The organism is Paraburkholderia sp. SUR17 (assembly GCF_029536165.1).
GTDB classification, from domain to species: domain Bacteria; phylum Pseudomonadota; class Gammaproteobacteria; order Burkholderiales; family Burkholderiaceae; genus Paraburkholderia; species Paraburkholderia kururiensis.
Map to the genome: position 1 here is coordinate 1748239 of NZ_CP120509.1, position 16754 is coordinate 1764992.

Below are 16754 nucleotides of genomic sequence, written 5' to 3' on the forward strand. Positions count from 1 at the left end.
CACGTTCTGCCCGATGGACTCGCTCAACTTTCCAGTTTCGCGTCCATCGTGATGGTGGCGTTCAGCACTTTCGAGACCGGGCACCCCGCCTTTGCATCGGCCGTGGCCTTGTCGAATGCAGCCTTGTCGCCGCCCGGAATCTTCACGGTCACGTCGAGGTGCACGGCGGTAATGGCGAAGCCTGCCCCCGCCTTGTCGAGCGTGACGGTCGCGGTGGTCCCGATGCGCTCCGGCTTGATGCCGGCCTTGCCGAGTTCGGCGGACAACGCCATCGAAAAGCAGCCGGCGTGCGCTGCCGCAATCAGTTCCTCGGGATTGGTGCCGATACCGTTTTCGAAGCGCGTCGAAAACGAATACTGGGTGTCCTCGAGGACGCCGCTATCGGTGGAAATGGAGCCCTTGCCGTCCTGCAGGCCGCCTTGCCAGACTGCCGATGCCTTGCGCTTCATCGCACTCTCCAGTGTGTGCCGCGCCGGCGGAGCCCGTCTCGCGCAAGCGATGCCCGCCGCAACGGTCGCGCCCTGGGGGAGTGGCGCAGGCATCGATCGCAGGCACACACGCCGGCGAGCGTGGGCGCGAACCGGACTTCATCATAGGCGGTTCTTCCCGATGCTGTGTTTTCGGCGCCCGCTGCAGAATCTTTCCGTCGGTCCGGCCCCGCCGTGAGCCTGCACTATTCTGCGAACGGCAACGTGTCCTGCCCCTGGGCGCGCATCTCGAAGACGTTCAGCGTCATCGCGACCAGCGCGTAGTAGCCAAGCAGGCCGACCAGGTTGATCACCACTTCATGGCCGAAGCGGGCCACGGCCTTCGCGTAGGTGGCATCGGAAACGCGCTTCATGTCGTAGAGTTCCGACGCGAAGGCGTGGATCAATGCATCGTCGGGATCGTCGAATTTGGGGGGGTTGCCCTGGCGCAGTGCCTCGGCGAGCGCCGGCGCCACCCCGGCTTCGAGCGCGATCGGATAGTGGATGTGCCACTCGGCCTGTGCACGCCAGCGTGCCGCCGTCACGAGAATCGCGAGTTCGGAAAGCCGCAGCGGTAGGCCCGTCTGATAACGGCAAAAGGCGCCGAGGCGCTGTGCGTGCTGTGCCAGCGCCGGGCTGTGGATCCAGCCGAGAAACGGGCCGTTGAGATTGCCGCGCGGGCCGGAGAGGATCTCGTCGAGCACGGCGCGCTGCGCGGGCGTTGCGTGCGAGAGATCGAATGGGGGAAGACGTTCGCTCATGGATGGCAGTGCCTTGACTGAAAAGGTTCGCTTCGCCTGAATCACGCGGCCGCATATCGGCACAACATACCGCAGACATACCGCAGATAGAGAGCCGCGCAGACAGCCGCTCGCAGCATCATGCACTGCCGTTCAGCAAGTTCCGGTCGCGACGCCGCTCTTTCGCAACGCGGCTTCGATCGCTTCGGCGAGGCGTTCGACGATCGTGTCGATGTCAGTGGCCGTGCAGATGAACGGCGGCGCCAGCAGCACATGGTCGCCGAACCTGCCATCCACCGTGCCGCCCATGGGATACACCATCAGACCGCGCGAAAATGCCTCGCGCTTGATCGCGGCATGCAGTTTGAGTGCAGGATCGAACGGCGCTTTCGATGCACGATCGTGCACCAGTTCGACACCCACGAACAACCCACGCCCCCGCACGTCGCCGACATACGGATGCCGCGCGTAACGTTCGAGCAAGCGGGCGCGCAGTTGCTCTCCCCTCGCCTGCACGTTGTCGAGCAGGCGATCCTCCGCGACCACGCGCTGCACTTCCAGTGCCGCCGCGCAGGCGGTGGCATGACCGATGTAGGTGTGGCCGTGCTGAAAATAGCCGGTACCGCCCACGATGGTTTCGTAGATGCGCTCGCTCACGAGCGTCGCGCCGATCGGCTGATAACCCGCGCCCAGCCCCTTCGCGATGGTGAGCAGGTCCGGCGTGACGCCGTCCTCCTCGCACGCGAACAGATGGCCGGTGCGGCCCATGCCGCACATGATCTCGTCGAGAATCAGCAGCACACCGTAGCGATCGCAGACGGCGCGGATCTTCCGGAAATAGTCGCGCACCGGCGGCACGGCACCCGCTGTGGCGCCCACCACTGTTTCGGCGACGAAGGCCGCCACCGTGTCGGGACCGAGTTCGAGGATCTTCTGCTCGAGTTCGTCGGCAAGACGCTGTGCGTAGGCGTCGTCGGTTTCTCCGTCGCGCCGCTCGCGGTACGCGAAGCACGGGCTCACATGGTGGGACTCGATCAGTAGCGGCAGGAACGGCTCGCGCCGCCAGGCGTTGCCCCCAATCGCAAGCGCGCCCAGCGTGTTGCCGTGATAGCTCTGACGTCGCGCAATGAAGTGGCGGCGCGCCGGCTCGCCGCGTTCCACGAAGTACTGGCGCGCGAGCTTGAGCGCGGCTTCGATGGCCTCGGAGCCGCCCGAAACGAAATACACATGGCGAAGCCCTTGCGGCGCGGCGGCGGCAAGCCGGTCAGCAAGCGCCTCGGCAGCTTCGTTCGTGAAGAACGAGGTATGCGCATAAGGCAGTTGCCGCGCCTGCTGCGCAATCGCCTCGATCACACGCGGATGGCTATGGCCGAGGCATGAAACGGCCGCGCCGCCGCTTGCATCGATATAGCGCTTGCCCATCGAATCGATGATCTCGATACCCTCGCCGGCTACGGCGACGGGCAGCGGCTGCTTCGGCATGCGGTGAAAGACGGTAGACATGCGGCTCCTCCGTTGCATTGCCGCACTGTATCACAACATTTGTTGTCAAATGAGATCGAAGCGGCAACACAGGCAAACGCGACCGAATCTGCGAACCAGGGAGCAAGAACAGCGCCCGAATGCGGCCATACCGCGCGCGCAAAGCCGCAGGAAAGTGCTTATGAAGGGACGAAGCGTGAAGGACGAAGCAAGCGGCGGGACGGAACGTCGAAACGCCGCCTGTCAGGGCACGTAGTCGCCTTTCGCGTGCAACGAACGCTCCGCCTGCTCGAGCTGCTCGACAGCACCCGCGCCTTCCAGCGCGAGCAGATGCGCCACGAGCGACTCGGCAATCGCGGTGGCCGCGACGAGCGACGGGAAGAACGACGGGCTCTCGTGCGAGAAGATCAGCAACTTGTCGGCGTTGAGTGCGATGGGCGACACCGCGCTGTCGGTAATCGCAACCAGCTTGCTGCCCTTTTCGAGCGCGGTTTCGGCCACGCGCACCGCTTCCACCGAATACGGCGCGAAGCTGATCACAACCGTCGCGCTGTCGCGATCGATGGCTCGCAGCTGCATGTCGAGCGTGCCCGCTTCGCCTGTGAGCAACGAAACGGACGAACGGAAAAACCGGTAGCCATAAACGAGCCCGAAGGCCACCGCATAGCACGACCGGTAACCGGCCACGTGCACGTGGCGCGCGCGACGCAAAATGCGCGCGGCCTCGATCAAGGTGCGTTCGTTCTGCGCGGCCGTTACATCGAGATTGTGTTGCTGCGCGATGAGCAGATCGTGTGCGAGCGACTGTTTGGCGTTGCCCGCAACGAGCGAGCGGGCGCGATTCGTGAGCGGCTCGGGCCGCGTGCGCACGCGCGCCACGAAGAGTTCGCGCATCTCGTTCCAGCCGGGAAAGCCGAGTTGCTGCGCAAGCCGCACGAGCGACGCCGGCTGCACCTGGGCGCGATCGGCCACCTTGCGCATCGAGAGCACGGCCACTTCGTCGGGATGATCGAGCAGAAACGCCGCGCCCGTCTGGAATTGCGGGCTCAGCCCGGCAAAGCGGGCACGAATCAGAACGGCGAGCTGGTCGAAGGTATCGGGCATGCGGCGACAGCGAAGTGGCGGCGGCAACGAATGGTATCACCGGGGCATCGGGCGACATGCAAGACTCCGTGCGTGAGCGGCCTTGAGTTGCGCCGCCCACGTTCACCGGAATGCGAACGCGCCCCTACAGCACCGCGACAACCTTCACGTCGCCCTTGTCCGCCGATGCCACGACCTTGCCGTCCATACGCCGGAACACGATGGAGACCGAGCCCTCGCCCACCTGCAGGTCGCCGACCTCGATCCAGTCGATGCCCTCGGGCAGCATGGGCTGCTCGATGCGCACCTCGCGGCTCGCGGCGTCGATCGTGATGCCGAGGCACGCTTCAAGCATCATGAACGGCGAGCCGGCCGCCCACGCCTGCGGCAGACACGCGACGGGATAAGCCGTAGGCGGTTCGCCGCGGCGGCGCGGGAAGCCACAGAAAAGCTCGGGCAGACGCATGTCGAAGGTCACGGCCGCTTCGAACAGCGCCTGCAGCAGCCGCACGGCCACGGCCTTGCCGCCGTAGCGCACGAGACCGCGCGCACAGAGCGCGTTGTCGTGCGGCCACACGGACCCGTTGTGATAGGCCATCGGATTGAAGCGCGGCTGGCCCGCCGCCAGCGTGCGTACGCCCCAGCCCGTGTGGAACAGCGCGGAGTCGAGCGCGTCCACCACCTGCTTGCCGCGCTCCGGTGAAGGCAAGCCGAACGCGAGCAAATGCCCCGCATTCGATGCGAGCACGCGGCACAGTTCGCCGCGGCCATCCAGCGCGATGCCGTAGAAGCCCGATTCGGGCATCCAGTAGCGTTCCTCCACGCACGCGCGAATCTTCGCGGCGCGTGCGGCCCAGGCGGCGGCGTCCTTACCGAGGCCGCGCAGGGCCGAGAAATGCGCCATCGTGTCGAATGCCGCGGCCGCGTAGGCCTGCACCTCGACGAGCGCGATCGGGCCTTCGGGAAAGCGGCCGTCCGCGTGGAAAACCGAATCGTGGCTGTCCTTCCAGCCCTGGTTCGCAAGGCCCCCTTCGGACTCGCGCTGATAATCGAGCAGCCCGAAACGATTGCGATCGCATACGCCGGCCACCCAGTTCGCGGCGCGTTCCAGCGCGGGCCACAGTTCGTCGATGAGCGCGAGGTCGTGGGTGCGTGCCGCGTAGGCGCCTGCCAGCACGATGAAGAGCGGCGTGGTGTCCACACCGCCGTAGTACTGCGCGAACGGCACTTCGCCCGTGGCCGCCATCTCGCTCTTGCGCATCTCATGGATGATCTTGCCGACCGCTGCATCACGGAACGGCGAGTTCTCGCGCGCCTGGTGCTCGGCCTGAAAGCGCAACACGCCGCGCGCAAGCGCCGGCTGCATCCAGAGGCTCTGCAGCGCCGTGATGACGGCATCGCGGCCAAACGGAGTGGAGAACCACGGAATGCCCGCGTACGGATACGGACCGCTTGCCAGATCGGTCGTGAGGAGACCCAGGTCGGCAAGCGAACGCTCGATCCACCCGTTGAAGAGCGGATTGCTGGAACGCACGCGCGCCGTCGTGCGCCTGCGCTCGCGCATGACGAGGTGGGCATCCACCATCGCCGCACGCACGGCGGCCCGGCCCACACGCGGGCGCGCCGCGTCGATCTGCGAGAGGTGCGCCTCGCTCACGAGATGCGCGGGCTGCACCGGTCCCGCGCTCGGCGTGTCGCGCGGTGCGTCGGGCAGCGCCTCCACGTGCACGGAAACCGACAGATAGACCGATACGCACGCCTGCGCCGGCAGCCGCACGGAATAATCGGCGCGGTCGCCGAACAGCTTGTCGGGCGCGGGCGAAAACGCGATGCGCACACGCCGTGCCACACGGTCGAGGCCGATATAGTCGAGCCGCACTTCGTCGTTCTCGATGCGTGCGGGCTCGATACTGCCGCGCTTCTCGCGCTTCAGGCCGCGCACTTCGAACATGTCGCGAAAGTCGCTCGCGAACGAGATGGAAAGCGGCACGACAGCGTCGCTCGTGCCGTAGTTGGTGAGTTCGATCGCCTCGTTGAGCACGGTGCCCGAGAGCACGCGCACACGCTGAACGTGAATCACGCCTTCGGGGGTGCTGCTGCCGCCGAGCGGCGGCAGCGGACGGTTGGTGAGATGCGCGGTGAACGCCGTGTTGTCGTTGCTGACGCTGCCCGAGAGCAGCGATGGCGCGCGCCCGCCGAAGGTGAGCCTCAGCGACGAGAGCACGCGCGTGTCGTTGACGAAGAGACCGTCGTCGTGGCCCGTGATGTCACCCAGCGAGTCGTTGACGATAAACGTGTCGCCGGACTTCAGCACGTGCTGGGTCATGCTGGCGACATGCGCGGCCTCTGTCGGGATGAACGCGCCGTCTGCATCGTGCTGGGGAGAGGGGGCGTGGTCCACGCCCCCTGCGTGCGTTACACCGCCGAGTGCTTCTGGATCCTGCATTGCATCGCTCCTGTGCCGTGTCTGCCGAATGCATCGCGTGCGCCGCGTTTAGCCGACGCACGCCGCCGATTGTAGAGGCTTCGAGCAGAGGGAGCGATTTTGGTTCAGAGCAATGCGGTGACGGCCTCGATTACCGCTTCGCGATCGGCTTCGCTTCGCGCGGCGTGGCGCCGATGAACAGCTGGCGCGGACGGCCGATCTTCTGCTCAGGGTCGGCGATCATTTCGTTCCACTGCGCAATCCAGCCCACCGTACGTGCCATCGCGAAGATGCAGGTGAACATCGAGGTCGGAATGCCCAGCGCGCGCTGCACGATGCCCGAGTAGAAGTCCACGTTCGGGTACAGCTTGCGCGACACGAAGTATTCGTCTTCCAGCGCGATCTTTTCGAGCTGCATCGCGAGCTTGAAAAGCGGATCGTCGTGCAGGCCCAGTTCTTCGAGCACTTCGTGGCACGTCTCGCGCATCAGCTTCGCACGCGGGTCGTAGTTCTTGTAGACGCGGTGGCCGAAGCCCATCAGCTTCACGCCAGAATTCTTGTCCTTCACCTGACGGATGAATTCGGGAATGTTGTCCGGCGAGCCGATCTCTTCGAGCATGTTGAGCGCCGCTTCGTTGGCGCCCCCGTGTGCCGGGCCCCAGAGACAGGCGATACCGGCCGCGATACACGCAAACGGGTTCGCGCCCGACGAGCCGGCCAGGCGCACCGTCGAAGTCGAGGCGTTCTGCTCGTGGTCCGCGTGAAGGATCAGGATGCGGTCGAGCGCGCGCACCAGCACGTCGTTGACCTTGTACTCCTCGCACGGGTTCGAGAACATCATGCGCATGAAGTTGGCGCTGTACGAGAGGTCATCGCGCGGGTACACGAACGGTTGACCGATGCTGTACTTGTACGCCATCGCCACCAGCGTCGGAAGCTTGGCGATCATGCGGATCGCCGACACGTCGCGATGACGCGGGTTATTGATGTCGAGCGAGTCGTGGTAGAAGGCCGAGAGTGCGCCCACCGCAGCCACGAGAATCGACATCGGGTGCGCGTCGCGACGGAAGCCGCGGAAAAAGAGATGCATCTGCTCGTGGACCATCGTGTGGCTCGTGACGGTCTTCACGAACTCGTCCTTCTGGGCCTGGTTGGGCAATTCGCCCTTGAGCAGCAGGTAGCAGGTTTCGAGGAAGTCGGCGTTTTGCGCGAGGTTGTCGATCGGGTAGCCGCGGTACAGCAGTTCGCCCTTGTCCCCGTCGATGTACGTGATCGCCGAATTGCATGCCGCCGTCGACATGAAGCCCGGGTCGTACGTGAATTTGCCGGTCTGACCGTACAGCTTGCGGATGTCGATGACGTCCGGGCCCAACGTGCCCTTGTAGACGGGCAGCTCGATGGTCTGGTCGCTATCGGAAAAGCGCAGCGTGGCGTGCGTGTTCGATTCGTTCATCTTCGGAGTCCTTTTTTGCCGGGGCATGAAAGACGCGGTGTGCCGTCGCGCGGGTTGCGGCGACCTGTCGCGGCTCTGGCCTCGCATTCTAAGGCGAGGAACTGGCCAAATTGATGCTGTGCAACACAACAAACCGTCTCGGGACTCGCAATACTCGAAGCAAGCTGACTGTAAGCGTTTCGCGCCTTGAAGACGAAGCGCGCACCAGCGCTCACATGCCGTGCTCTGGCACCCTCGCCTTCACGCCTGCGATGAACGTATCGACGTAGCGATTGAACGCCGCGGGATGCGCGAGGTTCATGCCGTGCGAGGCGCCCTGCACTGTTTCGCGCCGTGCATCGGGCAGCCACGCGTCGAGCGCGCTGGCGGTACGCCGAAACATGTCCGGGCTTTTTTCGCCGTCGATCAGCAGGACGGGGCAACGCACGTCGGCTGCGTCGGCGGGCGTATAGGCCGGCAGCGGATCGCGAAACTGGCGGGCGAGCGTGTGCGCGTTGTCGGTGGCCATGGTGCGGAACGTCGTGGTGCTTTTGGCCCAGAAGCCCGGGCGGCTCACCGAATCGACGAACAGTTGGAGCCCGGCATCGACGTGCCCGTCCTCGATCAGTTGCGCCGCGCGGGCCCGCAACGCATTCACCGTTTCCGGCAATTGCGCGGGCGGGCGGCCCTCGATCTGCAACGGACCGCCGGGGTCCGCGAGCGTCAGCGTGCGTACGTGCTGCGGATGCCGCCGTGCGAAATGGAACGACACGCAGCCGCCGCGCGAATGGCCCACCACGTGCGCGGGGCCAGCACCGAGGCGCTCCACGAACTGCGCAAGTTCGTCCGCGTGGCGGCTCCAGCTGAAGGGCACGGCGCTCTGCCGGTCGGCGTCGGGCCAGTAATGCGTGAGACTCACGGCCACGCAGCGATAGCGGGCGGCAAGGCCATCGAGTTGCGGTTGCCAGTAGCGGTAGTCGCACAGCGAACCGTGCACGAAGAGCAGCAGTTCGCCCCTGCCGGCCTCGACGTAGGGCATGCGTAAGCCGTTGGCGAGCGCAATGAAGGACGGGACGAAAGCCGCGCGAGCGGAATCGGCTCGAACGGAGTGAGCCAGAGCAAAAGCGGGACGTTGATTCACAGACAAGAGAACGCGCCGCAGCGGGATCGAAACATCCGCTGAAAATGGGCGCAGAGACAATGAAAGAACGGTGGATTGTCCCACGGCAGCGCTTTGCGCGTGCGACGCGGCTTTCGTCGTACCGTGCGGGCGTGCCGGTTGCTCGCGCCTGTAGCGCTTATTCGAACGCGTACTCGTCCAGCACCTGCCCGGCCGCGCCTGCGCCGCGCACGGCGCAGGTCAGCGGCTCGTCGGCGATGCGCACCGCCACGCCAAGTTCCGCCGCAAGGCACCGGTCCAGGTTCGCGAGCAGCGCGCCGCCGCCCGTGAGCACGATGCCCGTGCTCGCAATGTCGGTGACCAGTTCGGGCGGCGCGTTTTCGAGCGCGTCTTTCACCGCGCCGATCACCTGCTTGAGCGGCGACACGATTGCGTCGGCCACGTCGTGATTGCTGAGTTCAACGGTGCGCGGCAGGCCGTCGTCGAGGCTGCGGCCGGTCGCGTTCATGCGTTGCCGCGGCACGTCGCGCGTCGCCGAACCGATGGTCTTCTTCACGTGCTCCGCCGTGGGCTCGCCGAGCAGCACGCCGAACAGGTTGCGCACGTAGCTCACGATCGCCTGGTCGAACTGGTCGCCGCCCACGCGAATCGAGCCGCTGTAGGCAAGACCGCCCAGCGCCACCACGCCGACTTCGGTCGTGCCGCCGCCAATGTCCACGACCATCGAACCCGTGGCGGACGACACCGGCAGGCCCGCGCCCACCGCGGAAGCCAGCGATTCGCCGATCAGGTTCACCCGCCCCGCTCCGGCGGCCACAGCCGCCTCGCGAATCGCCCGGCGCTCTACATGCGTCGCGCCCGCGGGCACGCAGATGGTGAACGACGCGCGCCGCCCGAACAGCCGGCGCTGCTGGGCCATGTCCACGAACTGACGGATCATGTGCTCGGCCGCGGAGAAATCGGCAATCACGCCGTGGCGCATGGGCCGTACCGTTTCGAGGTTGCCGGGGGTACGGCCGAGCAGCTGCTTCGCCTCGCTGCCGACAGCCGCCACGCGAGCTTCGCCCGGCGCGGCGTGTTTCTGGAAGCACACCACCGAGGGCTGATTGAGCACAACGCCCTCGTCGTGCGTGTAGATGAGCGTGTTCGCCGTGCCGAGATCCACGGCCACGTCGTGGCGGAACAACCGTTTCAGGAAGGAGGGGTGCGGCGTTGTTCTGGCCATGAGTGGGCTCGGCTCGTGTCGTCGACCGCCCCGCCCGGGCGATCGGAATCGTCGCCGCCCTGGCGCGCCGCGCGGTGGCGAACGCCGCGCTACCTCACGCGCCGGACGGTTCCTGCTGGCCATGACGGCCTATTGGAACCGTTAACGGCGCATGCCGCCGCAAACTTTAGCCGCGCCAGAATAATTTGGCATCCCGGAATGTTTCCGCGTATTTCGGCGCGGGTCATGGAGCGGGTCTCCATGCGCACCGCCCTTCGCTAAAGGGCCGAAAAGGCGCGCGCCAATGCTTCGCGGCCCAGCATGGCGCCCTGCGACGAAATGGTGTGGCCGACGCCCGGCAACGCATAGGCACCCACGGCGAAGCCGGCGTCGCTGAACGCGTTGGCCGCCCGTTCGAGCTCCGCGATGGGAATGACGCCGTCCTCCACACCGTGCACGAGCGTGAGCGGCGTGCGGCTGTGCGCGGTGACCGGCACGGCGAGCCGCCCGGAGTAGGCCACGACGGCCATGGCGCCCTCATCGTGCGTTGCAGCGTGATAGAGCGACATGATGGACCCTTGCGAAAAGCCTACGAGTGCAAGCTGACCGAAACCCTGCAGCCCCCAATGCGCAAGTTCGGCGCGCAACATGCGTTCGAGTGCAGGCCAGGCGGCGACGACACGCTCACCGCGACGGGTCTCGTCGATGTCGCGCAGGCTGAACCACTGGCGCCCGCCGAAACCTCCGTCGAACGGCTCGCTGCCGTCGAGCGATGCCCACGCCACGTCCTGCGGCAGCGAGCCGCGCCATGCGTCGGCGAGCGGCACGAGATCCTGCGCGTTGCTGCCCACGCCATGCAGCAGCACGACGAGCGCCCGCGCGGGCGCGTCGGCCGGCGCAAGGCGCCAACCGTGTTCGAACGATTCCCAGCTCATTGCAATCCCCTGCATGTGGTTTTGCGGCATGGTCCGGCGACTCATGCCCGGGCGCGTGCCCAAACGCGAGCATACCGCGCGTTTCAGTGCAGGCGTCCTGTGCAGGCGCCCATGCCGGCAGCCTGAAATTTGCGGGCGGCGACCGCTGCGCACCGCGCCGACGTGCATGTCCGAATGCGGGTAAGCTTGGCCCGATTCGCATCTTTCGCGGCGCCTTGCCGCATTCCGCCGCACGCCGTCGCATGTTCGTTGCGAGCTGGCGTCTTGTGTGAGCGGTTTGCATCGATATTTCGCGCCAACGTTTCTGCACGCTGTCGAGGCCGGTGTCTTCCTGTGGCTGCACACCGGCTGATCGGTGTGAGCCGGCCACCCCGTCGGCACATGCGGCCCGATTTTCCGGAGATATCGCTTGAATCCGCCACGGACTGCGTCTGCTACGCCGGCCGCGCCTTCGCCGGCTTCCGCGCCCGCCACCGCTGCCCCGCCGCCGCTCGCCGGCGGCCAGCTCGTGCTTGCCACCATCGCCGTTGCGCTTGCCACGTTCATGAACGTGCTCGACACCTCGATCGCCAACGTCGCGATTCCCACTATTTCGGGCGACCTCGGCGTTTCCGTGGACGAAGGCACGTGGGTCATCACGGTATTCGCGGCCTCGAACGCCGTGTCGATTCCGCTCACCGGCTGGCTCACGCAGCGCATCGGCCAGGTGAAGCTGTTCGTGGGCGCCATCCTGATGTTCGTAGTGGCGTCGTGGTTGTGCGGCGTCGCGCCCAGCCTGCCGGTGCTGCTCGCCGCGCGCGTGTTGCAGGGCGCCGTGGCCGGACCGCTGATCCCGCTCTCGCAGGCCATTCTGCTGGGCTCCTGGCCGAAGGAAAAATCCGCCACCGCGCTGGCGCTATGGGCCATGACGGCGACCGTCGGGCCTATCGCGGGGCCCGCGCTGGGCGGCTGGATCACGGACAACTACAGCTGGGCCTGGATCTTCTACATCAACATTCCAGTCGGCATCTTCGCGGCCGCCATCACGTGGTCCATCTATCGCAAGCGCGAATCGGCCACGCGGCAGCCGCCTATCGACGTAGTGGGGCTCGGGCTGCTCATCACCTGGGTGGCCTCGCTGCAGATCATGCTCGACAAGGGCAAGGACCTCGACTGGTTCAATTCGCCGTTCATCGTGGGACTGGGCGTGACGGCGTTGATAGGCTTCGCGTTCTTTCTGGTCTGGGAACTGACGGAGCAGCACCCTATCGTCGACCTGCGGCTCTTTGCGCAGCGCAACTTCCTGGGCGGCACGGTGGCGATTTCCGTCGCGTATGCCGTGTTCTTCGGCAATCTGGTGCTGCTGCCGCAGTGGATGCAGGAATACCTGAACTATCGTTCCGTCGATGCCGGCCTCGTCACCGCGCCGCTCGGCATTTTCGCGGTGATCCTCGCACCGGTGATGGGGCGCGTGCTGCCCCGCTCGGACGCACGCATCATCGCGACGCTCGCGTTCGTGGGGTTCGCCATCGTTTTCTACATGCGCTCGCGTTACGTGATCGAGATCGATACCTGGCACCTCGTGCTGCCCACGCTGCTGCAAGGCATTCCGATGGCCATGTTCTTCGTGCCGCTCACCGCGATCATTCTCGCGGGGCAGCCGCCGAGCAAGGTGCCGGCCGCGGCGGGCCTGTCGAACTTCGTGCGCGTATTCTGCGGCGCCATCGGCACCTCCATTTCCACCAACGCCTGGAATAACCGCACCGTGCTGCACCACGTGCGCCTCACCGAGCAGGCAACGGTGGACAACCCGCTCTTTCGCCAGCAGATCGACTCCACGCAGACGCTGCTGCACCTGAGTCAACCGTCGGCGAATGCGCTCTTCGAGTTCACGCTGAACACGCAGGCCGCGATGATGGGGCTGAACGACATCTTCTACGTCTCGGCCATCATCTTCGTGCTGATCATTCCGTTGATCTGGATTACGCGGCCCGCAAAGGGCGGCGGCGGAGATGCGGCCGGAGCGCATTGAAGTGCAGTTCGTCTGCGGTTCGTCGGGGTTCGCGATAATCCGGCTGCGGAATGTCGCATCCAGAGGCGCGCCTTAGCGGAAATATCGTGCAGGCGTTTCGCCGAGTGCATCGCGAAAGACCGCGATGAACGACGACACGTCGTTGTAGCCCACTTCAAGCGCCACCTGGGTCACGCTTGCGCCTGCGCCGAGCTTCTCGAGCGCGACGAGCAGCCGCAACTGCTGGCGCCACTGACCGAACGTGAGCCCCGTTTCCCGGACGAAGAGACGCGCCGCTGTACGGGCCGTCACGCCAGCCGCTTCCGCGAGTTCATCGAGCACGCGGGAATCCGCCGGGTTCGTGACCAGCATGTCGGCCACGCGCTGGATGCGTGGGTCGCGCGGCAGGAACAATGAAAGCGGCATGACGGCGAGTTGCGGCACGCGGTCCAGGATGACCTGCACGAGCCGCGCCTGAGCGCCCTCTTCCGTATAGCCCAGGCCGAAGATGGCCGCGGCTCGCAGCAGTTCGTCGGTCAACCGGTCGATGGCCACTACGCAGCCTTGTGCGGGCACGAACGCAACGGGCGGCACGGCCGCGGCGCCCGGTACGAGCAGCGGTTCGCCTTCGGCGTAGAGCGTATGGAGCGCCAGCGGCGCCGTGGACGACAGCCGGTGCAGCACGCCCGGCAGCACCCAGACCGCATGGCCGGGCGGCGCCACCCAGAGCGCGGACTCCGTGCGCACGGTCAACACACCACTACCCGAGCGAATCAACTGGGCACGCGGCTCCGCACGCCACGGCACTTCGCTGCCTTCATGCCGTTGCTCGAGCACGTAGACGGCGCGCACCGGCGCCGTCGGATCGCGGCTTTCCATCATGCTGTCTGTTTCCCCCGGATCAGGGCGGGAACAAACCAGATTAGCACAGCCTCCACGGGATGAAACCACGCCGCAGAACGCGGCGGCGCCTGCTGCAGTGCAGTCCCGATTACAATGCCGTCCCACGTCGTCTGCACTGAACTGAACTGCATTGCACTACGCTGCGTCCCTCGTGGGCGCAGGCACTGAAACGCAGGTGCCGAAGCAGCCTGCACCATTGAGCATCCGACTGACTGTATTCGCCTTCGCCCGTCTCTTGCCCTCATGAACTACACCCCGATCCTCGAGCAGATTCGCCACGACGTGCAGCCCTACCTCGGCACCGGACGCGTGGCCGACTACATTCCCGAACTCGCACGCATATCCGGCGACCGCTTCGGCATGGCGGTCGTGACGATCGACGGTCAGATGTTCCGCACGGGCGAAGCCGACACACGCTTTTCGATCCAGAGCATCTCGAAACTCTTTGCGTGCACGCTCGCCTTCAAACTGCTCGGCGACGACCTGTGGCACCGCGTGGGACGCGAACCGTCGGGCACCGCGTTCAATTCGCTGGTGCAGCTGGAAGCCGAACACGGCAAACCCCGCAACCCGTTCATCAATGCAGGTGCGCTCGTGGTGACGGACGTTCTGTGCCGCCGCTTCGTGCAGGCGGAAACGGCACTGGTCGAGTTCATCCGGCGGCTCTCGGGCGAACCCGGCATCGACTACGAGGCTCGTGTGGCGGAATCGGAGCTGCAACACGCGCACCGCAATCGCGCGATGGCGCATTTCATGGCGAGCTTCGGCAATATGGAAATGCCCCCGGAAACCGTCGTCGATGCGTACTGCCGCCAGTGCGCGATCTCGATGAACTGCGTGGAGCTGGCACGGGCCGCGCTCTTTCTCGCCAACGGCGGTGTGTCGCCCGCCACCGGCGAACGGGTACTGGACGCCAGTTCGGCCAAACGCCTGTCCGCGCTGATGCTCACCTGCGGGACCTACGACGCGGCCGGCGACTTCGTCTACCGTGTCGGCCTGCCGGCAAAGAGCGGCGTGGGCGGCGGCATTGTCGCGGTTCTGCCCGGCGAGATGGCGGCGTGCGTCTGGTCGCCGGCGCTCGATGCGAACGGCAATTCGCTGGCGGGCGTCCAGTCGCTGGAATGGCTGACCACGCTTACGGGACGGTCTATTTTTTGATGGGTGCGGCGTGAGCGGTCTGCATTGATTGATCCGCTCAATGCAGGCGCGAGGCGTTGGACTCATTGCCTTCATTCTGTTGACCGCGTTTGCTTGCCTGCGCCGACGGCCTTTGGCAGATCGTCGGCATTCGAGTGCAGGCTTGCTCGCGCTGCTCTATAGCGCCCGTCATGTTGGCGCCCGCCCGGTTCCTGAGGATTGAGTGTCGAAGATAGCGTCGATTTCGATACTTTCGGCCTTTCGACCGCCTTCAGACCTTCAGCCTGAGCGCCTTCCTTCTTTTCCTCTATTCGTCAGCCGTCAGCCCGTCTTCCTGCCCGGCTGACTGCCGCGCCCGCGGTGTACGCGGGCGCATCGGCAAGGCAGCGTCAGGCAGCAGCGCCCGGCTGGAAGCCAGCGTCGATCTCGACCCGCGACAAGTGAGCGACCGTGTTGACGAGCGTCTTGCCCGCCACGGCCATTGCAATCGCCACCGCCGCACGACGATCGAAACCCGCCGCCTTCAACATGTTGACGTCGCTATCCGACACCTGGGTGCGCTTCAACGCGATGGCAGTCGCGAACTGGCGCACCGCTTCCAGCTTCGGATCGGCGAGCACGCTGCCGCTGCGCAGCGCATCGACCACGTCTGCAGACGCGCCGAGCTTGCCGGCGAGCGTCGCGTGAACAGCTACGCCATAGTCGGCGGCATTCGCCCGGCTTGCTGCGGCCATTGCGACCTGCTGCGCCACCGCATCGAGCGAAGTTGTACTGAGCGAATGGAGCCAGGCCAGGTATGCGGAGAGCACTGGCGGATCGACCGCAAGTGCATGGCCGAGATTAGGCACGAAACCGAACACGCCACGCATGGCGTCGAACAGCGGCCCGGTTTCATCCGACGCCGGCACGTCATTCAGTGCACCGAACAATGCCGGACCTTGCGCAACGTCCAGCGTCCGCGCGAAGAATGCCCGAACGATGCCTGCCACTTCGTCCAGATGCGATTCGAGCGGGAAGTGGCCGGCATCGACAAAACGCACCTCGGCATCAGGGATGTCGCGCCGGAACGCCTCGGCCCCTGCCGGCAGGAAGAACGGATCGTTCTTGCCCCACACAGCCAAGGTCGGCGGACGATGCGTGCGGAAATACTCATGAAAGCGCGGGTAGGCGGCGACGTTGGTCTTGTAATCGCCGAACAGGTCGAGCTGGATCTCGTCGTTGCCCGTGCGATCGAGAAAATGCTGGTCGAGCGTGTAGCTCTCCGGCGCGATATGCGACGTATCGCGCTCGCCATGCTCGTACTGGAACCGCGTGGTCCCTGCCGCCAGAAGGCTGCGGAGCTGCTCACGGTTCGCATCGGACGGGTCTTCCCAATAGGCGCGTATCGGGTTCCATCCTTCGCTCAGACCTTCCTCGTAGGCGTTGCCGTTCTGCGAGACGAGCGCGGACACGCGGTCCGGGCGGGACGCAGCGAGGCGGAAGCCCACCGGCGCGCCGTAGTCGAACACGTACAACGCATAGCGCGTCAGGCCGATCACATCAGTGAAGCTTTCGATCACTTCGGCGAGGTGGTCGAAGGTATAGCCGAACGTCTTCGCGTCGGGTGCGTCGGAAAAGCCGAAACCGGGCAGATCCGGCGCAACCACGCGGTACTTGTCGGCCAGACGATCGATCAGCCCGCGGTACTGATGGCTCGAAGTCGGAAAACCGTGCAGCAGCAGCACGGCGGGCGCGTCCTTCTGCCCGGCTTCGCGGTAGAACAGGTTGACGGCGGTGCCGGTGCGGCGGTCGGTGACGGAAACGGTTTGATACGTGGCGAGCGTGGACATCGAGTTC

General features: G+C 65.7%; 13 protein-coding genes. 2 read left to right on the forward strand and 11 right to left on the reverse strand.

Features of this window, described 5'->3' with window-relative positions; genetic code table 11:
- Positions 1-23: 23 nt before the first annotated feature.
- From P2869_RS25160 to P2869_RS25200, 9 genes are all read right to left on the reverse strand, one after another.
- Complete coding sequence (locus P2869_RS25160) at positions 24-449, reverse strand: OsmC family protein (RefSeq protein ID WP_017775628.1); 426 nt, start codon at positions 447-449, stop codon at positions 24-26.
- Between the two features lie 224 nt (positions 450-673).
- Complete coding sequence (locus P2869_RS25165; protein WP_277598286.1) at positions 674-1228, reverse strand: carboxymuconolactone decarboxylase family protein; 555 nt, start codon at positions 1226-1228, stop codon at positions 674-676.
- A gap of 132 nt (positions 1229-1360) precedes the next feature.
- On the reverse strand, positions 1361-2710 hold the full coding sequence (locus P2869_RS25170) for an aspartate aminotransferase family protein (RefSeq protein WP_277598287.1): 1350 nt from the start codon (positions 2708-2710) through the stop codon (positions 1361-1363).
- Positions 2711-2932: 222 nt separating this feature from the next.
- Positions 2933-3793, reverse strand: a complete 861-nt coding sequence (locus P2869_RS25175) for a MurR/RpiR family transcriptional regulator (protein WP_277598288.1) — start codon at positions 3791-3793, stop codon at positions 2933-2935.
- 124 nt (positions 3794-3917) lie between these two features.
- Positions 3918-6218, reverse strand: a complete 2301-nt coding sequence (locus P2869_RS25180) for a glycogen debranching N-terminal domain-containing protein (protein ID WP_277598289.1) — start codon at positions 6216-6218, stop codon at positions 3918-3920.
- A 130-nt stretch (positions 6219-6348) separates the two neighbouring features.
- A complete protein-coding gene (gene gltA / locus P2869_RS25185) occupies positions 6349-7650 on the reverse strand; it encodes a citrate synthase (RefSeq protein WP_017775623.1) in 1302 nt (433 codons plus the stop codon).
- Between the two features lie 211 nt (positions 7651-7861).
- Entirely contained in the window at positions 7862-8668 is an 807-nt protein-coding gene (locus P2869_RS25190) for an alpha/beta hydrolase (RefSeq protein WP_017775622.1), read from the reverse strand.
- A 259-nt stretch (positions 8669-8927) separates the two neighbouring features.
- Positions 8928-9974, reverse strand: coding sequence for a rod shape-determining protein (locus P2869_RS25195; protein WP_277598290.1), 1047 nt, complete (start codon positions 9972-9974; stop codon positions 8928-8930).
- Between the two features lie 257 nt (positions 9975-10231).
- Complete coding sequence (locus P2869_RS25200) at positions 10232-10888, reverse strand: dienelactone hydrolase family protein (RefSeq protein ID WP_199544371.1); 657 nt, start codon at positions 10886-10888, stop codon at positions 10232-10234.
- A 409-nt stretch (positions 10889-11297) separates the two neighbouring features.
- Here P2869_RS25200 and P2869_RS25205 point away from each other — a divergent pair, with 409 nt between their 5' ends.
- A complete protein-coding gene (locus tag P2869_RS25205; protein ID WP_277598291.1) occupies positions 11298-12899 on the forward strand; it encodes a DHA2 family efflux MFS transporter permease subunit in 1602 nt (533 codons plus the stop codon).
- 72 nt (positions 12900-12971) lie between these two features.
- On the opposite strand, the gene P2869_RS25210 is transcribed toward P2869_RS25205, so the two are convergent.
- Positions 12972-13760, reverse strand: coding sequence for a helix-turn-helix transcriptional regulator (locus P2869_RS25210; protein WP_277598292.1), 789 nt, complete (start codon positions 13758-13760; stop codon positions 12972-12974).
- Between the two features lie 264 nt (positions 13761-14024).
- Between P2869_RS25210 and P2869_RS25215 the strand changes: the two genes are divergently transcribed.
- Positions 14025-14939 carry a glutaminase gene (locus P2869_RS25215; protein ID WP_277598293.1) on the forward strand — a complete coding sequence of 305 codons (915 nt, stop codon included), beginning with the start codon at positions 14025-14027 and terminating at the stop codon, positions 14937-14939.
- Between the two features lie 368 nt (positions 14940-15307).
- On the opposite strand, the gene P2869_RS25220 is transcribed toward P2869_RS25215, so the two are convergent.
- Positions 15308-16747, reverse strand: coding sequence for an alpha/beta fold hydrolase (locus P2869_RS25220; protein WP_277598294.1), 1440 nt, complete (start codon positions 16745-16747; stop codon positions 15308-15310).
- Between the last annotated feature and the right edge of the window lie 7 nt (positions 16748-16754).